A 15,393-nucleotide genomic window follows, 5' to 3' on the forward strand; every position below is an offset into this window, starting at 1 on the left:
CGGACTTCCTCTCAGGGGCGCGGGAATCAGAGCTCGTGGACGGGCAGGTTCCACGGATCGGTGACGTCGTAGGTGTGGCTCCCGGGGTGGTGCGCGAAGGAGCAGCAGGCACCATCGGCCTTTCGAGCAGGGCAGTCGGACCGCACCGACAGCTCGGCCGGGTCCTGCCCGTCGCTCCACGCCGTCCAGAGGGAGCTGTCCTTCGAGTCAGCAAGGTCACGCACGAGCGCCTGGTGATCGCCGCCGAGGTGCGCCTGGAGGACGCAGCGCAATTTCGACTCGACGTCGCCCGGGTCGGCGCCTTCGGCCGACGCCTGGGTGTGGGCGGCGTCCTGGAGAGCGGCGGGCAGATCTGCCAGAGCCCCGCAGACGGGAAGTAGCGCCGGGATGAACGCTTGCGTGGACGCCTCTCCAACGTTCACGAGCCGGCCCGCCCAGCGCGCCGGCACCCTTGCAGCACGCTCGGATCGCCGTCGATCTCGAACCACACGCACTTGCCGGTAGGCCTCGAATGCACTCCCCATCGGGAGGTCAGCGCCTGCACGAGCAGGAGCCCCCTGCCGCCTTCATCAGCGTCCGAAGGCGTCAGGAGAGTGGGCTTCGTGCCTCCGGAGTCGTGGCACTCGACACGGAGCTTGCCCCGGTCGACAAGGATGTTCAGGTGAAAGGTGCCCCCGTGTGGGGTGCTGTGCCGGACCGCGTTGGTGACGAACTCGGATACGCAGAGCACGACGTCGTCGACCGCGAGGTCCAGGCCGGCGAGGGCATCCTGGGTGAAGGCACGGGCCTCGCTCACGGACTCCGGTCGGGACGCGAAGTCCCTGGCCGCGCTTACCTCGACCGTTGCCTTCGTACGGTGCTGCGGTGCCTTCAGCCCTGTGCTTGCTATGGGCGACGCCATAGGTTCCCTCCGAGTGCTGGAACCCGCGACAGGGCCGCGAGCGATCCGGTGGACACCAACGACGCTAGGAAAATCACCAGTTAGGGGTCCACGCGGTTGCACCCGGTTGCACGATTTCAGCCGAGGGTGTCGAGGGCGCGCGTGATGCGGGTGCGGGCCGCGGCACCGCGCAGGGCGTGCTGGGAGAGCTGGTGGAAGGCCCGCAGGTACGTCCGGATCTCGCCCGGACTGCTGACGTTGATCTCCGCGGTGAGGGTCTCGACGGCCACAAGGTCCTCGTCGAAGGCGTAGAAGGCCTCCAGCGGCCACACCGTACGTCGTGCCTCGAACGGGATGATGCCGAGGGAGACGTTGGGCCTGGCCATGAGCGAGAGCAGCGCCCCGAGTTGGGCGGCCATGGCCTCGTCCTCGCAGACCCGGTAGTAGAGCACCGCCTCTTCGAGCAGCAGGGCGAAGCCGTGATCGACCTCGAAGACGACACGGGAGCGGGCAAGCCGCGCCTCCACCGCGCGCTCCACATCATCGGGCGTGCCCTGGAAGGTCGTGATCGAGCGCAGCAACCCCGTCGCGTAATCGGCGGTCTGGAGCATGCCGGGCACCACGTTGGACGCGTAGACGCGGAAGGTGCGGGTGCGTTGATACAGCGGCGTGGTCTTCGCGTGGACCTGCCGCAGACCGTCACGGTGAAGCTGGCGCCACTCGACGTACATCGAATCGGCGGTCCTCGACGCCGCGACGAGATCGGCGGCCAGCTCGGGCACGCCGCAGGCGTCGCACCAGGCACGGATGTCGTCGTCCGAGGGCGGTGTGATGCCGCGGGCGATACGCGACGACTTCGACTTGTGCCAACCGCAGCGATCAGCCAGCTCCAGCCCCGACAGGCCTGCATCGAGCATCGACTGCTTCAGGCGCTCGGCGATCTTGGCGCGAGCGGCCCGGGCCGAGGAGAGAGGTGACGTGGCCATGAGCCGACTGATCGTCCGCGGTCAGACGCTGTAGTTCTCGTGCGGGATGGCGCGGTCCCAGACAGCGTCGAATGCCCTGACGCAGCCGGCGACCGCCACCGGCTCCTCGGTCTGGTCGGTCCGGATCCAGCGGCCGGCGTCGTCGAAGACGTTGAACTGCACGAGACGGCCGTCGAAGAGCCAGAAGTCGTGTTCGGGGAGGGCGATTCCCGTTGAGCTGCTCCTGGGCAGCCAGCGCACCTCCTCGCCCGCGGCCACGTTGGTGAAGGTGAACGAGTGCTCGTAGCGGATGTACTCGCTGAGAGGCTCCGTGACGACACGGGCGCGGCGGATCTGCACGCCCTTCGCGGTCACGTCCTGCACGAGGTCGAGCCAGGGGCGCCACCACGACGCGCAGTCGGCCGGGTCGAGTCGGTGGCCCTGCTTCCACGCCTCGAAGCCCGCCGTCTCGTTCCCCATGTCGTAGGCGTCGCGCAGCTCCAGGTGGACCGCGGACCGCTCGACGGCACGGAGCAGGTCGGCGAAGCTACTCAAGCTCTGCGACATCAAGCGCCTCCCTGAGAAGCGGGATCATCCGCTTCGGTACACGCACGATCCCCTCATAGAAGGGCATCGCGACATCCCGGTTGCAGGTCGCCTCCGTCTGGCGGTCGACCTTGACGCCCTGGAACAGCAGATCCTTCGCGTCCTCGTCCACCCAGACGGCCGGGGAGCCGTGGTCCCCCGACTCCGGGTCCTTCCCGACGAACCGTAGTGCCATGCTGACCTCCGATGTCGAGCCAGTTGCAGTCGGTTGCAGAAGCCGAGCCGAGGACCAGCCGGTGCGGCGCCCCTCAGCATTACTCCGCAACGCACCTTCACCTGGCGTCACAAAACTTCAACGTTCAGTGAACTCTGGTCGCGGCAAGATCAGTTCGCATAAGACGCGCACAACCCGGCAGCGGGACGCCCTGGCCTGGAACAGTGGGTTCATGGACAGCACACCAGCCGCCGGGGAGAACATCGCGGTACTGCGCAAGGCCCGCGGGATGGGCCAGGCGAAACTCGCCCGCCTGTCCGGCATCTCCGTCTCCTACCTGAGCAAGATCGAGACCGGCGACCGCCCGGCGACGCCTCCCGTGGTGGCCGCCATCGCCAAACCCTTACGCGTCTCCACCGCACGGATCTACGGGCAGCCCTTCCTCGGCCTCACCGAACAGGCCGACCTGCTCAACGACCTGCGCGACGCCGTACGCCGCCACACCCTCCCCAGGGAGGACACGCCCGCTCCGGAGGTGCTGGCCGAGCGGCTACAGCTTGCAGCTCGGCTCCGATCCGAGACGCGATACCTCGAACTGCTCCGGGAGCTGCCAACCCTCCTCGGCCACGCAACCGCAACAGCACTCGACGCCGGCGGCGACTCCCCAGCCTGGGGACAACTCGCCGACCTCTACGGCTGCGCCTACAGCGTGACGCACCGCTTCGTGCAGCCCGACCTGGCCGACATCATCGTCGCCCGCCAGCAGTGGGCCGCCCAGCGGACATGGAACCCGGCAGCGGAAGCGACCGCGGCCTGGAACGAGGCAGGCACCTACCAGAGCGCAGGCGCCTACGGCGACGGCATGGCGATCGTCGAGCGCGCGATCAGCCAGTATGAAAGCGCCCCCACCGACGGCCCGGAGTCCGTCGTCATCCTCGGCTCCCTCCACCTACGAGGCGTCGTCCTCGCCTCCCGCAACCGCGACCGCAACGCCACCGAGACCCACCTGCGCCACGCCAAGGACCTGGCCGCCCAGTTCGACGGCGACGTGCTGATGCACAACCTCACCTTCGGCGAGGGCAACACCGCCCTCTACGAACTGGCCGCCCACGTCGAACTGGACCAGCCCAACAAGGCCGTGACCATGTCGACGCCCCTGATCGACCAGCCACCCTCCGGTCTCAAGCCCAACCGCCTCGGTCGCCTCTACATCGACGTCGCCCGCGCCCGCCTCGCTCTGAAGGACGCAGCGGGAGCCGAGGAAGCCCTGAAGGCTGCGTTCAAGGTGTCGCCGCAGATGGCAGAGATCCACCCGATGAGCCGCGAAGTCCTCCGCGTCCTCTTCATCCTCCACCAACGCGCCCGCCCCGACCTCGTGGCCATGGCGGAACGAGCTGGCCTCACTTCATAATCCGTCGCAAGCCCCGGGTCGGCGCTACATGGTCGCTGCTGGCGTGGAGCGATCTGGCACGCTCCACCGGCCGCCATCGACAGCAAAAGGAGGCTGTACCGATCGGCGAGCGAGGTGTGTCATGGTCATGACTATTAATGCCACGACATCGGTGCCTCCCTGAAGAGCCCCATTCACAAGGCCGAGTCCGCGTGCCTTCGACGGGTTGGCAGTCCGGCTGCGCCGGAGAGGCGGAGAGGTTGAGCCGATGTCAGCCGTGGCGCTGTCTGGTCGACCGCGTGCTTCGTCGCAGCGAAGGACAACTATCTCCTCTCTGGTGGCCCGTCCCGTTCTTGTGAGTATGGCCACCTTCGAGATCGCTCAGATAGGTCGAGGAGGCTGCACGCCTATGGACAGATGAGGGGCGACCGCGCTCTTGTGTGCAAAACCGTAGGTCCACGCGCGCCGACCCGTGCGACAGAAAATGTAGAAGCCCAGCCGCACGTCGCTCCTATGATGTGACGGTGACGAACACACCGCAGCTGGCTTCGCCTGTGCCACCTGGTGGCGCACTTGCACTGATTACACTGCCGTATGTCTTTACGCAGGACGAGTTGCTCACGGCCGATGGGTTTATTAAAGAATGCAACAAGCGTGGGTATAAGCTGTCGCTCGATATCCTGCAAGAGCTGCATAGTCACCGGCTACTCCTGCCGCTGTACCGAGTGAGTGACACGGCGGCTGAGGGGCGCCGGATCGGAGTTGGGCGCGGCTACGAAATGAATCCTCGTGGCTGGGCTATGGAGGCGGCGCGGGAAGGGCGCCTTCGAGACCCGGCAGATGAAGGATACTTGGCAGCATGGCCGTATAGGCGGGCGAGCGATGAAGAAAATCATCGATGGTGGAACGGATTTATTTACTCATCTTGGCAGTTGATTTCCGTGAAAGCTGCCATGAGTCGCTACGGCTTCGTAAGGGCCGGGTATCCGCCGTTCCCTAACCGCATCATGCGGGATGGTGACCGCCAGTTGACGCTCGTGCTTTCCGTTTTGGCGACACGCTATCTTCCTGGAATTTTGGGGACGCTGAGTATCCCGGGCGGGGTAGATGAGAGTGGGCTGCGAAGGCACAGGTTCGAATCTCAAATTGACGATCTAATCCAGCTCGTCAACTTCGATCCCTCAAAGCTTCAGGGAAGTGCAGATCAACTATTGGCCGTCGCACATGGTGACCCGCTCTCGAAATGGCTTCCTCTTCTGCGTCATGCCAGTTACAAGGGTTGGTCGCGCATTGAAGGCACGTCTCTTGATGCTATGTGGCGGAGAGTGGCAGCCGAAGTGCTCTTGCGCGCTCACGAAGAGCTATCGGCCGAGGGCTCGGTCGACCCACTGCCTGACCTGACCGGAGAGACGTGGTGGACCCCGCAGCATGACCGGCTGACGCCTCGGTATGGAGAGGCGGAAACGTTGGAGCGAGCACTTGCTGAGCTAGGTCTTTCCCCGCATCCGAAGGTAATTCTTTTGGTTGAAGGTGAAACTGAACTCTATCACGTTCCTAGGTTGCTGGCTGAATTCGGCCTTACGCAACCTCAGCAAGTGCGTGTGCAGCGAACAAAAGGATCAAAGATCAACGCGCATCTCATTGCTCGTTACGGCGTCACTCCACGCGTGGGGCGCAGGCTAAAGGACCGCTGGATGCTGGATGCGTCGTTGACTGCGCTCGTCATTGCCATGGACGCCGAAAATGACTTTGAGAACCAGGCTAAGCGTGACAAGGTCAGACGCCAACTTCAGGACGCTATTCGTGAAGAGGTGAAGTATCAGGACGCGGACATCGGTCAGGTGGAACTTGATGCTCTGGTTCATATTCGCGTATGGGGGGAGGATAAGTACGAGATCGCCAATTTTTCGGATGACGAACTCGTGCCAGCAATCACGAAGATTGCTGCTGAACAGGGAAATCCTCTTGTTGGGGCACCAAGCTGGGAGGGGGATCTGCGGCATGAACTACGAGATGCCCGTGAAAAGCACCAGGACATCAAAGTTCCACTTGGGCGAATGCGTGTAGCGGAAGCGAAGGTCGAGTTGGCGAGACTCCTTTGGCCGGTTCTACTTGCCAAGTGCGAGGCGGAGTTTGCTGAAGATCGAGTGATGACCCCGGTGCTTGCGCTAGCGCTTGAGGTGCGTCGACTGGTTGGTGAGGTGAGTGGGATATTCGCCCTCAAGGGTTCGGAATAGCCTAAGGTTCCGCGAGATTATGCGTACCCAGCGCAAATCAGCGCCAGAATCTTGGTGAAGTGCTAGCAGAAATGGGCATGCTTTGCGGTGCCGTCGTCGGTCTCCGCTCGGCGCCGATACACCAAGTCCGAAGTGTGAGAAGCCGCCCGATGTCGAATAAGGACGCCTAACAGGCCACTGTGAGTGTCGTGATGTCTACCTGAAGCTGCGGCAACCCCGGCAACAGTCTGCAGGGGGAACCGTCTCCCACAGTCTGCGAGGCCGGGCAAGCGTCGTCTGTACCTGCAGGTGAACGGCATTCTCAATGGGTCGGAGGCGAGCGCCTTGGCGACGGCGCTTGTTCAGCACCGGGCGCGCGATTCTCTGTCGACCCCCAGGCCTGCCTGTCTAAAGCTGCGAGCTGCTATCCGTGGAGGCGGGCTGCTGCTTCCTTGAGTATGTTTTGTTTCTTGCAGAAGGCGAAGCGGACCTGGGTGCGGCCGGCATCGGGGTCGTCGTAGAAGACGGAGTTGGGTACGGCGACCACTCCGCAGCGTTCGGGGAGGGAGCGGCAGAAGGCGAGGGCGTCCTTCTCGCCGAGGGCTGCGATGTCCGTCGTGATGAAGTACGTGCCCTGGGGGCGGTAGACCTCGAAGCCGGCCGCGGTGAGGCCGTCGGCCAGGAGGTCGCGCTTCGTCTGGAGGTCGTCGCGGAAGGCGGTGTAGTAGTCGTCCGGAAGGCGCAGGGCCTCCGCGATGGCGTACTGGAACGGGCCTGAGGCGACGTAGGTGAGGAATTGCTTGGAGGTGCGGACAGCCGCGACGAGGGGAGCGGAGGCGGTAACCCAGCCAACCTTCCAACCCGTGAACGAGAAGGTCTTTCCCGCCGAGGAGATGGAGACCGTGCGGTCGCGCATGCCCGGGAGCGAGATCAGCGGGATGTGCTCGCCGTCGAAGACAAGGTGCTCGTACACCTCGTCGGTGACGACCAGCAGGTCGCGCTCGACGGCCAGTTCGGCGATTGCCGTCAGTTCGTCTCGCGTGAGGACCATGCCGGTCGGATTGTGTGGGCTGTTCAGGAGGAGAAGGCGGGTGCGCGGGGTGACGGCCGCCCGTAGCGCGTCGAGGTTGGGGCGGAAGCCGGGGGCGCGCAGAGTCAGCGGGACTCGCACTCCGCCGGCCATCGCGATGCTCGCCGCGTAGGAGTCGTAGAAGGGCTCGAACGCGATGACCTCGTCACCCGGCTCCAAAAGCGCCAGCATCGCGGCTGCGATCGCTTCGGTCGCGCCCGCGGTGACCAGCACCTCCGTGTCAGGGTCGAAGTACAACCCGTAGAAGCGCCGTTGGTGGTCAGCAATAGCGACACGCAGCTCCGGAACGCCCATCCCCGGCGGGTACTGGTTACCGCGGCCGTCGCGTAGCGCCCGTACGGCGGCCTCCCGGATCGCCTCCGGCCCGTCCGTGTCCGGGAAGCCCTGGCCCAGGTTGATCGCGCCCGTCGCCAGCGCAAGCGCCGACATCTCCGCGAAGATCGTCGTCCCGAGCCCGTCCAGCCTGCGGTTCAGCAGCGGCCTGCCGCTCATCTCTCCACCGTCCTCAACCCGGGTACCGATCGTCCAGGACCATCCTGGCCGACGCACGGCAGCACGCCTACGCGGCAAGCGTCCAATAGGCAGGTGAAAACGGCTTGACCCAGCCGACCTTCCAACCCGTGAACGAGAAGGTCTTGCCCGCCGAGGAGATGGAGACCGTCCGGTCGCGCATGCCGGGGAGCGAGATCAGTGGGGTGTGGGCGCCGCCGTCGAAGACCAGGTGCTCGTAGACCTCGTCGGTCACGACGAGGAGGTCGCGTTCGACGGCCAGTTCGGCGATCGCCGTCAGCTCGTCGCGGGTGAGGACCATGCCGGTGGGGTTGTGCGGGGAGTTGAGCAGGAGCAGGCGGGTGCGGGGGGTGACGGCGTCGCGCAGGGCGTCGAGGTCGGGGCGGAAATCGGGGGCGCGCAGGGTGAGCGGGACGCGGACGCCGCCGGCCATCGCGATGCAGGCGGCGTAGGAGTCGTAGAAGGGCTCGAACGCGATGACCTCGTCGCCGGGTTCGAGGAGGGCGAGCATCGCCGCCGCGATGGCCTCCGTGGCGCCCGCGGTGACCAGGACTTCGGTGTCCGGGTCGAAGTCCAGTGTGTAGAAGCGCCGTTGGTGGTCGACAATCGCCGTGCGCAGTTCCGGAACGCCCATCCCCGGCGGGTACTGGTTGCCGCGGCCGTCCCGTAGCGCCCGCACGGCCGCCTCCCGGATCGCCTCCGGTCCGTCCGTGTCGGGGAAGCCCTGGCCGAGGTTGATCGCGCCCGTTGCCAGAGCCAGCGCCGACATCTCCGCGAAGATGGTGGTGCCGAGGCCGTCGAGGCGGCGGTTCAGCAGTGGCCTTCGCGGGCCGCCGGTGCGCTCGGGTCCAGTGTGTCCAGCCATTGTGTCCGCCCACCTTGCGCGCGTTCGTGTGCCGTTCGGGTCTGGCGAGCGTACTGGGGCGGCTGCGGGTGAACACGTGAACTTGGCGGCGCTCCAAGGGATGGAAAGTGCACACAGATGGGTAAAAACGCTGAAGGCGACCCGCGATTCATGATTCCGTAGGTCTCGGACCCATTTCGAGGGCTTCACCAGAGACCACTCGGAGACTCCTCGGACTCCTCCGGGGCCGGCTCTGATGTGCTCGGGGGACTTCGACGGTGCTTCGGGGCCCTTTCCAGACCCCTGAGGACCGTTCGGGTCCAGCGGACCCCACGTGGGCACGAGCCGACGCGCCCTTCCGCCGGGCGCGGACCGGCCCATCTCATCCACTGCGTGCTCGATCCACTGCGTGCTTGCGGAGCCGACCCATGCTCACCACCCTGCAAACCTCCTACACCGACACCCGCGCGGGAGACCTCGCCTGGTGCCTCGGCAAAGACGCGCTGCCCGCGCTCGCCGTGCTCAACGTCGAGGTCGGCGACGGCCGCCGGCTGCGGGCCAAGGTCGAATTACGCCTGCTGGGGGCCTCGCACCAGGTGCTGGTGGACGCGGGGCGCGGGGACTGCTCGGAGACGGTGGCGTGCATGCCGGGCAGTCATGCACCGCTGCCCTTCGGGGTGGCGCGCCGGGTGGGCGTGTGGGACTACGAGTTCGCGGCCCGGATCGAGACGCTCTCGCAGGGCTCCTTCGCAGGCCGGGCACAGGAGTTGCTCGCGCTGGTGGCCGACCATCCGCACGGCCTCGCGGGCACCTTCCCCGGCGACCCGCACGCCTTCACCGCGATGCTCGTGCAGTACGCGGAGGGGGGCGTGCGCTGGCGCACCTGGCACGCGTATCCGCAGGAGGGGCGACTGGTCACCACCAGGACCCGGGTGAACGCGCTGGACTGACCCGGATACCGTCCCTTTCGACCTCCGGCCGTCGCCGATTGCACCCCTGTGGGTGACCGGTGGCGCCTCGACCCTGACATAGCGTGCATTCATGATCGACCAGCGCCACCGCAACGAGGCCCCCAGGCTCGGGCTGCGGTTACCGGTGCCCGTGGCGGCCGCCCGTGCGCTGGTGCTCGCCGCTGTCTTCGTCTGCGCCGCCTGCGGTCTCGTCTACGAGCTCGAACTCGTCGCCCTGGCCTCCTACCTGGTCGGTGACTCGGTCACCCAGGCCTCGGTGATCCTCTCGGTGATGGTCTTCGCGATGGGCTGCGGCTCGCTGCTGGCAAAACGGCTGCGCGACACGGCGGCCGCCGCCTTCGCCGCCGTGGAGACCGGACTCGCCCTGGTCGGCGGCCTGTCGGTGATGGTGCTCTACGGCTGCTTCGCCTGGTTCGGGCAGGCCACCCCCGCGATGGTCGGCTGCGCCTTCGCGATCGGGGTGCTCACCGGGGCGGAGGTGCCGCTGCTCATGACGCTGGTGCAGCGGATCAGGCGGCAGGACGCGGGCGGCGCGGTCGCCGACCTCTTCGCCGCCGACTACGTGGGCGCGCTGGTCGGCGGCCTCGCCTTCCCCTTCCTGCTGCTGCCGCACTTCGGGCAGCTCACCGGCGCGCTGGCCACCGGAGTCGTCAACGCGGCGGCGGGCGGCGCGACCGTGCTGTGGCTCTTCCGCGGCGACCTGAGCCGGCGCGCCCGCGCTTGGCTGCTGGTCGCCAACGTCCTGGCGCTGGCGCTGCTGGCCGGCGCCGCCGCCGCGGCGGGGCCCTTCGAGCGGGCGGCCCGGCGCGCGGTCTACGGCGGCGACGTACGGGTCGCGGAGCAGACCGCGGTCCAGGAGGTCGTCCTCACCGGTGGCGGGCCCGGCGGCCCCCGGCTCCGGCTCTACCTCGATGGCCGCCTGCGCGTCTCCGGCAGCGCCACGCCCCGCTACGTCCAGGCGCTCGTGCACCCGGCGATGAACGGCCCGCACACCCGGGTCCTGGTCCTCGGCGGCGGCGACGGCCTGGCGCTGCGCGAGGTGCTGCGTTACGCCGACGTCGCCGCGGTCACCTCGGTCCAGCCCGACGGCGAGCTGCTGCGGCTGGCACGCACCGACCCCGGCCTGAGCGCGCTCAACGGCCACGCCTACGCCGACCCCCGGGTGCGGGTGGTCACCGCGGACCCTTTCGACTGGCTGCGCGGGCTGCGTGGTGAAGGCGGGGCGGAGCCGTTCGACGTGATCGTCGCCGACCTGGCCGACCCGGGGCTCTCGCGCAGCGCCAAGCTCTACTCGCAGGAGTTCTACGGTCTCGCCGCCCGAGCACTGGCCCCCGGCGGCCGGCTCGCCGTCCGGGCGGGGGCCGCCGCGGGCACGGCCCGTACCTTCTGGACGATCGACGCGACCGTACGGGCCGTGGGCCTGCACACCTCGCCGTACTGGCTGCCGCCCGGCCCCGGCGCACCCGCCGCTCCTGCCGGCACCCCGGACCAGGGGTACCTGCTGGCCGCCCGCGCCGGCTCACCACCGCTGGCCCTCCCCCCTGGCACCCCGCCCGGGCTCACCCCGCCGGCCCTCCGGCTGGCCGCCCGCGCGCCGCTGCCCACCCGGCCCAGCCGCTCCCTGCCGCCGTCGACGCTGCTGCGGCCACGGATACCGGCGTCGTAGCCGGCCGGAGCCGTGTCGTAGCGGGTGGGAGCCGCCGTGCGCCCTGCGGATCCGGAGGGGCGTTGGGCGGTCCTGGTGCGGCGCAGGACCTGGCCGGGGCGCGGCGGCGGAGCGGCGTCGGCGGAAAGTGGGACCAGGCAAAACGTCAGCGGGGCGCGCTGGTGGGTAGGCTCCGCCGCATGGAGCATGAGTCCTTCGTTCCGGGTACGACCACCGCGCGTCTGGTGCGGGCGCTGCGCACGCCGGAGGTGGTGCGGGCCAGCCTGCCTGGCTGGCAGCCCGACACCGAGGAGTCCTCCGGGGGCGGCGCCGGTGCGGCGCGCCCGGCCGGCGATGCCGAGGTAGGGCGGCTGCGGCTGCGGATCGGCGGGTCCACGATCACCTACCGGGCCACAGTGACGGTCGACGGTGCGGGGCCGGGCTTCACGGTCACGGCGGTCGGCACGGAGGTGCGGGGCGGCGCCAGGGTCACCGCGAAGGCCGAGGTCAGCCTCGTGACGGCGGTGCGGCCCGAGTCCGGTGTGACGGTCGTCTGGCGGGGCGAGGCCGAGGCGGAGGGCCGGCTGGCGGCGTACGAGCCGGCCGTCGTGGAAGCAGCGGTACGGCGGCTGTTCGACCGGTTCTGCGCGGAGCTGGCGGTGAACGCCCCGGCGGCCCTGGGCACCGCTGACGACGTGCCTCCCGCGGCTGCGGCGGCGGACGGCGGCGCCGAGACCGGCGGTAGGCCGGTGGCCGTGCCGGCGGAGTCGGAGGACGCGGACGGCACGGGCGAGGGTGACGCCGGCGACGGGCCCGCGGAAGGCGAGGCCGCCGGTGAGGCACCGGACACCGAGCCGGACGCAGAACCGGACCACGAACCCGAACCGGACCACGAACCCGAGGCGGAGCCCGAACCGGAGCCTGAACCCGAGGCGGACGTCGTGGACGACCTGGGCGAGCCCGGAACACCGGCCGACCCGGACGACTTCGAGCTGGTCGAGGTCGAGGTCGAGGTCCCGGAGAGCGCCGCCGCCCTTGACGACCTCGTACCGCCCGCGGAAGCCGCACACGCACGCCGCACGATGATCGGCCGCAGCGCGGAGGAGGTCGACCACGCCCCGCCGCGCGGACGTTACGCGCCGGTGCCCGCCCCGGACAGCTCGTCGGCAGCGGCCACCCTGCGGTGGGCGGCCCCGGTGGCCGCCGCACTGGTCGCCTCGGCCGTCGTCGTGGGCCGGGTGCTCCGGCGCCGCGGCTGACGGCCGCCACCACCCACTCGCGGGACCATAAGTCAACGTCAGAGCCCTCGCCCGCTAGGCTCGTCGCGTGGAGAACGAGACGAAGCTGACGGCGGGCGACGCCGAACTGACCTTGGAGCCCGGGCACGGCTGCCGGATCGCCTCCCTGCGGGTCGCCGGAACGGAACTCCTGCTCCAAGGGGACCGGTTCGGCGCCTTTCTTATGGTGCCGTGGGCAGGAAGAACCGAGAACGGGGTCTTCCGCAACGGCGGCGTCACCCACCAGCTCCCGGTGGACGCCGCCCCGCACGCCATCCACGGCACCGGGCGGCACGCCGTCTGGCAGGAGGCGGCCCCCGCGACCGGTACGACCGCGGCCTACTACTACGACCTGGCCGACCCGTGGCCCTACCCGGGCCGGGTCACGCACACCGTGGAGCTCGCACCGCACTCGGTGACGCTGACGATGAGCGTCGAGGCGGCGGTCGGCGGCGACTCCTTCCCGGCGCAGGCCGGCTGGCACCCCTGGTGGCGGCGCAACCTCGGGCAGGGCGGGCAGGACGTCGAGCTGGCGTTCAGCGCGGCCTGGCAGGAGGAGCGCGGCAGCAACCACCTGCCGAACGGCAACCGTATCGATCCCAAGCCCGGCCCCTGGGACGACTGCTTCGGCATGCCCGACGGGGTGGACGTGACACTGACCTGGCCGGGTGAGATGCGGCTCGAGGTGCGCAGCCCGGCGCAGTGGGCCGTGATCTACGACGAGCAGCCCGACGCCGTGTGCGTCGAGCCGCAGTCCGGGCCGCCGAACGGCCTCAACACCGCGCCGCGCCTGGTCACTGCGATCGACCCGCTGGAGATCTCCACCGTCTGGACCTGGCACCGGATCGGCTGACCCGCCTGCTGCTGCCCGTGCCGTACGCCCGTGTAGGCCCCTGCCTATGCCCGTTGCTGCTCCCGCTCCCGTTCCGTACGGCGGACGGAATCGGCCGGCCCCGCGACCTGCGCTGTGTGCGCCGGGACGCGGGGCCGGATACTTGTGGGCATGAGTGACGACGTACGCAGTGGGCTGCTGCAGCAGATCAAGGACAAGGCCGTGGTGCACGGCAAGGTGACCCTCTCCTCGGGGCTCGAGGCCGACTTCTACATCGACCTGCGCCGCATTACGCTGGACGGCGAGGCCGCACCGCTGGTCGGCCAGGTGATGCTGGACCTGACGGCGGACCTGGAATTCGACGCGGTCGGCGGGTTGACGCTCGGCGCCGACCCGGTGGCCGGGGCGATGCTTCACGCCGCCGCCGCGCGTGGGCAGCGACTGGACGCCTTCGTGGTCCGCAAGGCCGCCAAGGCGCACGGGATGCAGCGCCGTATCGAGGGCACCGAGGTCAAGGGTCGCCGGGTGCTGGTGGTGGAGGACACCTCGACCACCGGCGGTTCACCGCTCACCGCTGTCGAGGCGGTCAGGGAGGCGGGCGGCGAGGTCGTGGCGGTCGCGGTGATCGTGGACCGCGGCGCGGAGCCGAAGGTTACGCAGGAGGGTCTGCCGTATCTCGCGGCGTATTCGCTGGCCGATCTCGACCTGGACTGACCTTCCGGCTCATCCGGCCGCGAACGCACCCCGACCCTGGGGGGCGTGGTCAGCTCAACAACGCGCTGGCCTGCGGCTTTACGGTCCCGGGGATGTTTCACGTGAAACACACCCGGGCTCGCCGGAGACTGCCTCGGCACCGAGGTGGTGTATCCGTTCGAGAATGGGAAGATAGGGCCGACGATGACGTCGCCACGCCTGCACCACCACCCCGCGGAAATCTGAGGAGCGGAAACGATGCCCATCGCAACCCCCGAGGTCTACAACGACATGCTCGACCGGGCGAAGGCAGGCAAGTTCGCCTACCCGGCCATCAATGTCACCTCGTCGCAGACGCTGCATGCCGCGCTGCGCGGCCTCGCCGAGGCGGAGAGCGACGGCATCATCCAGATCTCCACGGGCGGCGCGGAGTTCCTGGGCGGCCAGTACAGCAAGGAGATGGTGACGGGCGCGGTCGCGCTTGCCGAGTTCGCCCACATCGTCGCCGAGAAGTACCCGGTCACCGTCGCGCTGCACACCGACCACTGCCCGAAGGACAAGCTGGACGGCTACGTCCGCCCGCTGCTGGCCATCTCGCAGGAGCGCGTCTCCGCCGGCCGCAACCCGCTCTTCCAGTCCCACATGTGGGACGGCTCGGCCGAGATCCTGGACGACAACCTGGCCATCGCCAAGGAACTGCTGGCGCAGGCCGCCAAGGCCAAGATCATCCTGGAGATGGAGATCACCCCGACCGGCGGTGAGGAGGACGGCGTCTCGCACGAGATCAACGACAACCTCTACACCACCGTCGACGACGCCTTCCGCACCGTCGAGGCGGTCGGCCTGGGCGAGCAGGGCCGCTACCTGCTGGCCGCCTCCTTCGGCAACGTCCACGGCGTCTACAAGCCCGGCAACGTGGTGCTGCGCCCGTCCATCCTCAAGGAGCTGCAGGACGCGGTCGCGCAGAAGTACGGCAAGGCCAACGCCTTCGACTTCGTCTTCCACGGCGGCTCCGGCTCCACGGTCGAGGAGATCAACGAGGCGCTGGAGAACGGTGTCGTCAAGATGAACATCGACACCGACCTCCAGTACGCCTTCACCCGCCCCGTCGCCGCGCACATGTTCAGCAACTACGACGGTGTGCTGAAGGTGGACGGCGAGGTCGGCAACAAGAAGGCCTACGACCCCCGCGTGTGGGGCAAGTCGGCCGAGGCCGGCATGGCCGCCCGCGTCGTCGTCGCCGCCGAGAACCTGCGGTCGGCGGGCAACAAGCTCAAGTAGCTCCGGCGCAAGCCGGCCCACCGGCGACCGCCTGTGAAA

The 15,393-nt window shown here is 68.6% G+C and carries 14 protein-coding genes and 1 pseudogene; 8 read left to right on the forward strand and 7 right to left on the reverse strand.

Annotation, left to right across the window (positions count from 1 at the left end; all coding sequences use genetic code 11):
* Window positions 1-26: 26 nt before the first annotated feature.
* The 5 genes from ACGFMP_RS04650 to ACGFMP_RS04670 form a co-directional block, all read right to left on the reverse strand.
* On the reverse strand, window positions 27-422 hold the full coding sequence (locus ACGFMP_RS04650; protein ID WP_393670214.1) for a hypothetical protein: 396 nt from the start codon (window positions 420-422) through the stop codon (window positions 27-29).
* Window positions 419-874, reverse strand: coding sequence for an ATP-binding protein (locus tag ACGFMP_RS04655; RefSeq protein ID WP_393670333.1), 456 nt, complete (start codon window positions 872-874; stop codon window positions 419-421). The genes ACGFMP_RS04650 and ACGFMP_RS04655 overlap by 4 nt, the downstream gene beginning before the upstream one ends.
* Window positions 875-1,017: 143 nt before the next feature.
* Complete coding sequence (locus ACGFMP_RS04660; RefSeq protein WP_393670215.1) at window positions 1,018-1,866, reverse strand: helix-turn-helix domain-containing protein; 849 nt, start codon at window positions 1,864-1,866, stop codon at window positions 1,018-1,020.
* Window positions 1,867-1,887: 21 nt separating this feature from the next.
* Window positions 1,888-2,412 carry a DUF6879 family protein gene (locus tag ACGFMP_RS04665; protein WP_393670217.1) on the reverse strand — a complete coding sequence of 175 codons (525 nt, stop codon included), beginning with the start codon at window positions 2,410-2,412 and terminating at the stop codon, window positions 1,888-1,890.
* The gene (locus ACGFMP_RS04670; RefSeq protein ID WP_393670218.1) at window positions 2,393-2,626 is read right to left on the reverse strand and encodes a hypothetical protein; all 234 of its coding nucleotides are present in this window, start codon (window positions 2,624-2,626) and stop codon (window positions 2,393-2,395) included. Before ACGFMP_RS04670 ends, ACGFMP_RS04665 begins: the two co-directional genes overlap by 20 nt.
* Before the next feature lie 211 nt (window positions 2,627-2,837).
* On the opposite strand from ACGFMP_RS04670, the gene ACGFMP_RS04675 reads away from it, so the two are divergent.
* Together ACGFMP_RS04675 and ACGFMP_RS04680 are read left to right on the forward strand one after the other, a co-directional pair.
* Window positions 2,838-4,016, forward strand: coding sequence for a helix-turn-helix domain-containing protein (locus tag ACGFMP_RS04675; RefSeq protein ID WP_393670220.1), 1,179 nt, complete (start codon window positions 2,838-2,840; stop codon window positions 4,014-4,016).
* A 503-nt stretch (window positions 4,017-4,519) separates the two neighbouring features.
* Window positions 4,520-6,232 (forward strand): hypothetical protein, encoded by a 1,713-nt coding sequence (locus ACGFMP_RS04680; protein ID WP_393670221.1) that lies wholly within the window; start codon window positions 4,520-4,522, stop codon window positions 6,230-6,232.
* A 403-nt stretch (window positions 6,233-6,635) separates the two neighbouring features.
* Here ACGFMP_RS04680 and ACGFMP_RS04685 read toward each other — a convergent pair whose 3' ends face one another.
* Together ACGFMP_RS04685 and ACGFMP_RS04690 are read right to left on the reverse strand one after the other, a co-directional pair.
* A complete protein-coding gene (locus tag ACGFMP_RS04685; protein WP_393670222.1) occupies window positions 6,636-7,793 on the reverse strand; it encodes a pyridoxal phosphate-dependent aminotransferase in 1,158 nt (385 codons plus the stop codon).
* A 106-nt stretch (window positions 7,794-7,899) separates the two neighbouring features.
* Window positions 7,900-8,676: pseudogene (locus ACGFMP_RS04690) on the reverse strand (aminotransferase class I/II-fold pyridoxal phosphate-dependent enzyme); the annotation flags it as partial.
* Between the two features lie 407 nt (window positions 8,677-9,083).
* Here ACGFMP_RS04690 and ACGFMP_RS04695 point away from each other — a divergent pair.
* The 6 genes from ACGFMP_RS04695 (at window position 9,084) to fbaA (ending at window position 15,354) form a co-directional block, all read left to right on the forward strand.
* On the forward strand, window positions 9,084-9,605 hold the full coding sequence (locus ACGFMP_RS04695) for a DUF2617 family protein (RefSeq protein WP_393670224.1): 522 nt from the start codon (window positions 9,084-9,086) through the stop codon (window positions 9,603-9,605).
* Between the two features lie 91 nt (window positions 9,606-9,696).
* Window positions 9,697-11,292, forward strand: coding sequence for a polyamine aminopropyltransferase (locus ACGFMP_RS04700; RefSeq protein WP_393670225.1), 1,596 nt, complete (start codon window positions 9,697-9,699; stop codon window positions 11,290-11,292).
* Window positions 11,293-11,471: 179 nt separating this feature from the next.
* Window positions 11,472-12,530, forward strand: a complete 1,059-nt coding sequence (locus ACGFMP_RS04705) for a carbon monoxide dehydrogenase (protein WP_393670226.1) — start codon at window positions 11,472-11,474, stop codon at window positions 12,528-12,530.
* A 67-nt stretch (window positions 12,531-12,597) separates the two neighbouring features.
* Complete coding sequence (locus ACGFMP_RS04710; protein ID WP_393670227.1) at window positions 12,598-13,401, forward strand: aldose 1-epimerase; 804 nt, start codon at window positions 12,598-12,600, stop codon at window positions 13,399-13,401.
* Window positions 13,402-13,551: 150 nt separating this feature from the next.
* The gene (pyrE, locus tag ACGFMP_RS04715) at window positions 13,552-14,094 is read left to right on the forward strand and encodes an orotate phosphoribosyltransferase (RefSeq protein ID WP_393670228.1); all 543 of its coding nucleotides are present in this window, start codon (window positions 13,552-13,554) and stop codon (window positions 14,092-14,094) included.
* Window positions 14,095-14,331: 237 nt separating this feature from the next.
* Window positions 14,332-15,354, forward strand: coding sequence for a class II fructose-bisphosphate aldolase (fbaA, locus tag ACGFMP_RS04720; protein WP_393670229.1), 1,023 nt, complete (start codon window positions 14,332-14,334; stop codon window positions 15,352-15,354).
* Window positions 15,355-15,393: the final 39 nt, after the last annotated feature.

The organism is Streptomyces sp. NPDC049040 (genome assembly GCF_043197715.1).
Classification (GTDB): Bacteria; Actinomycetota; Actinomycetes; order Streptomycetales; family Streptomycetaceae; genus Actinacidiphila.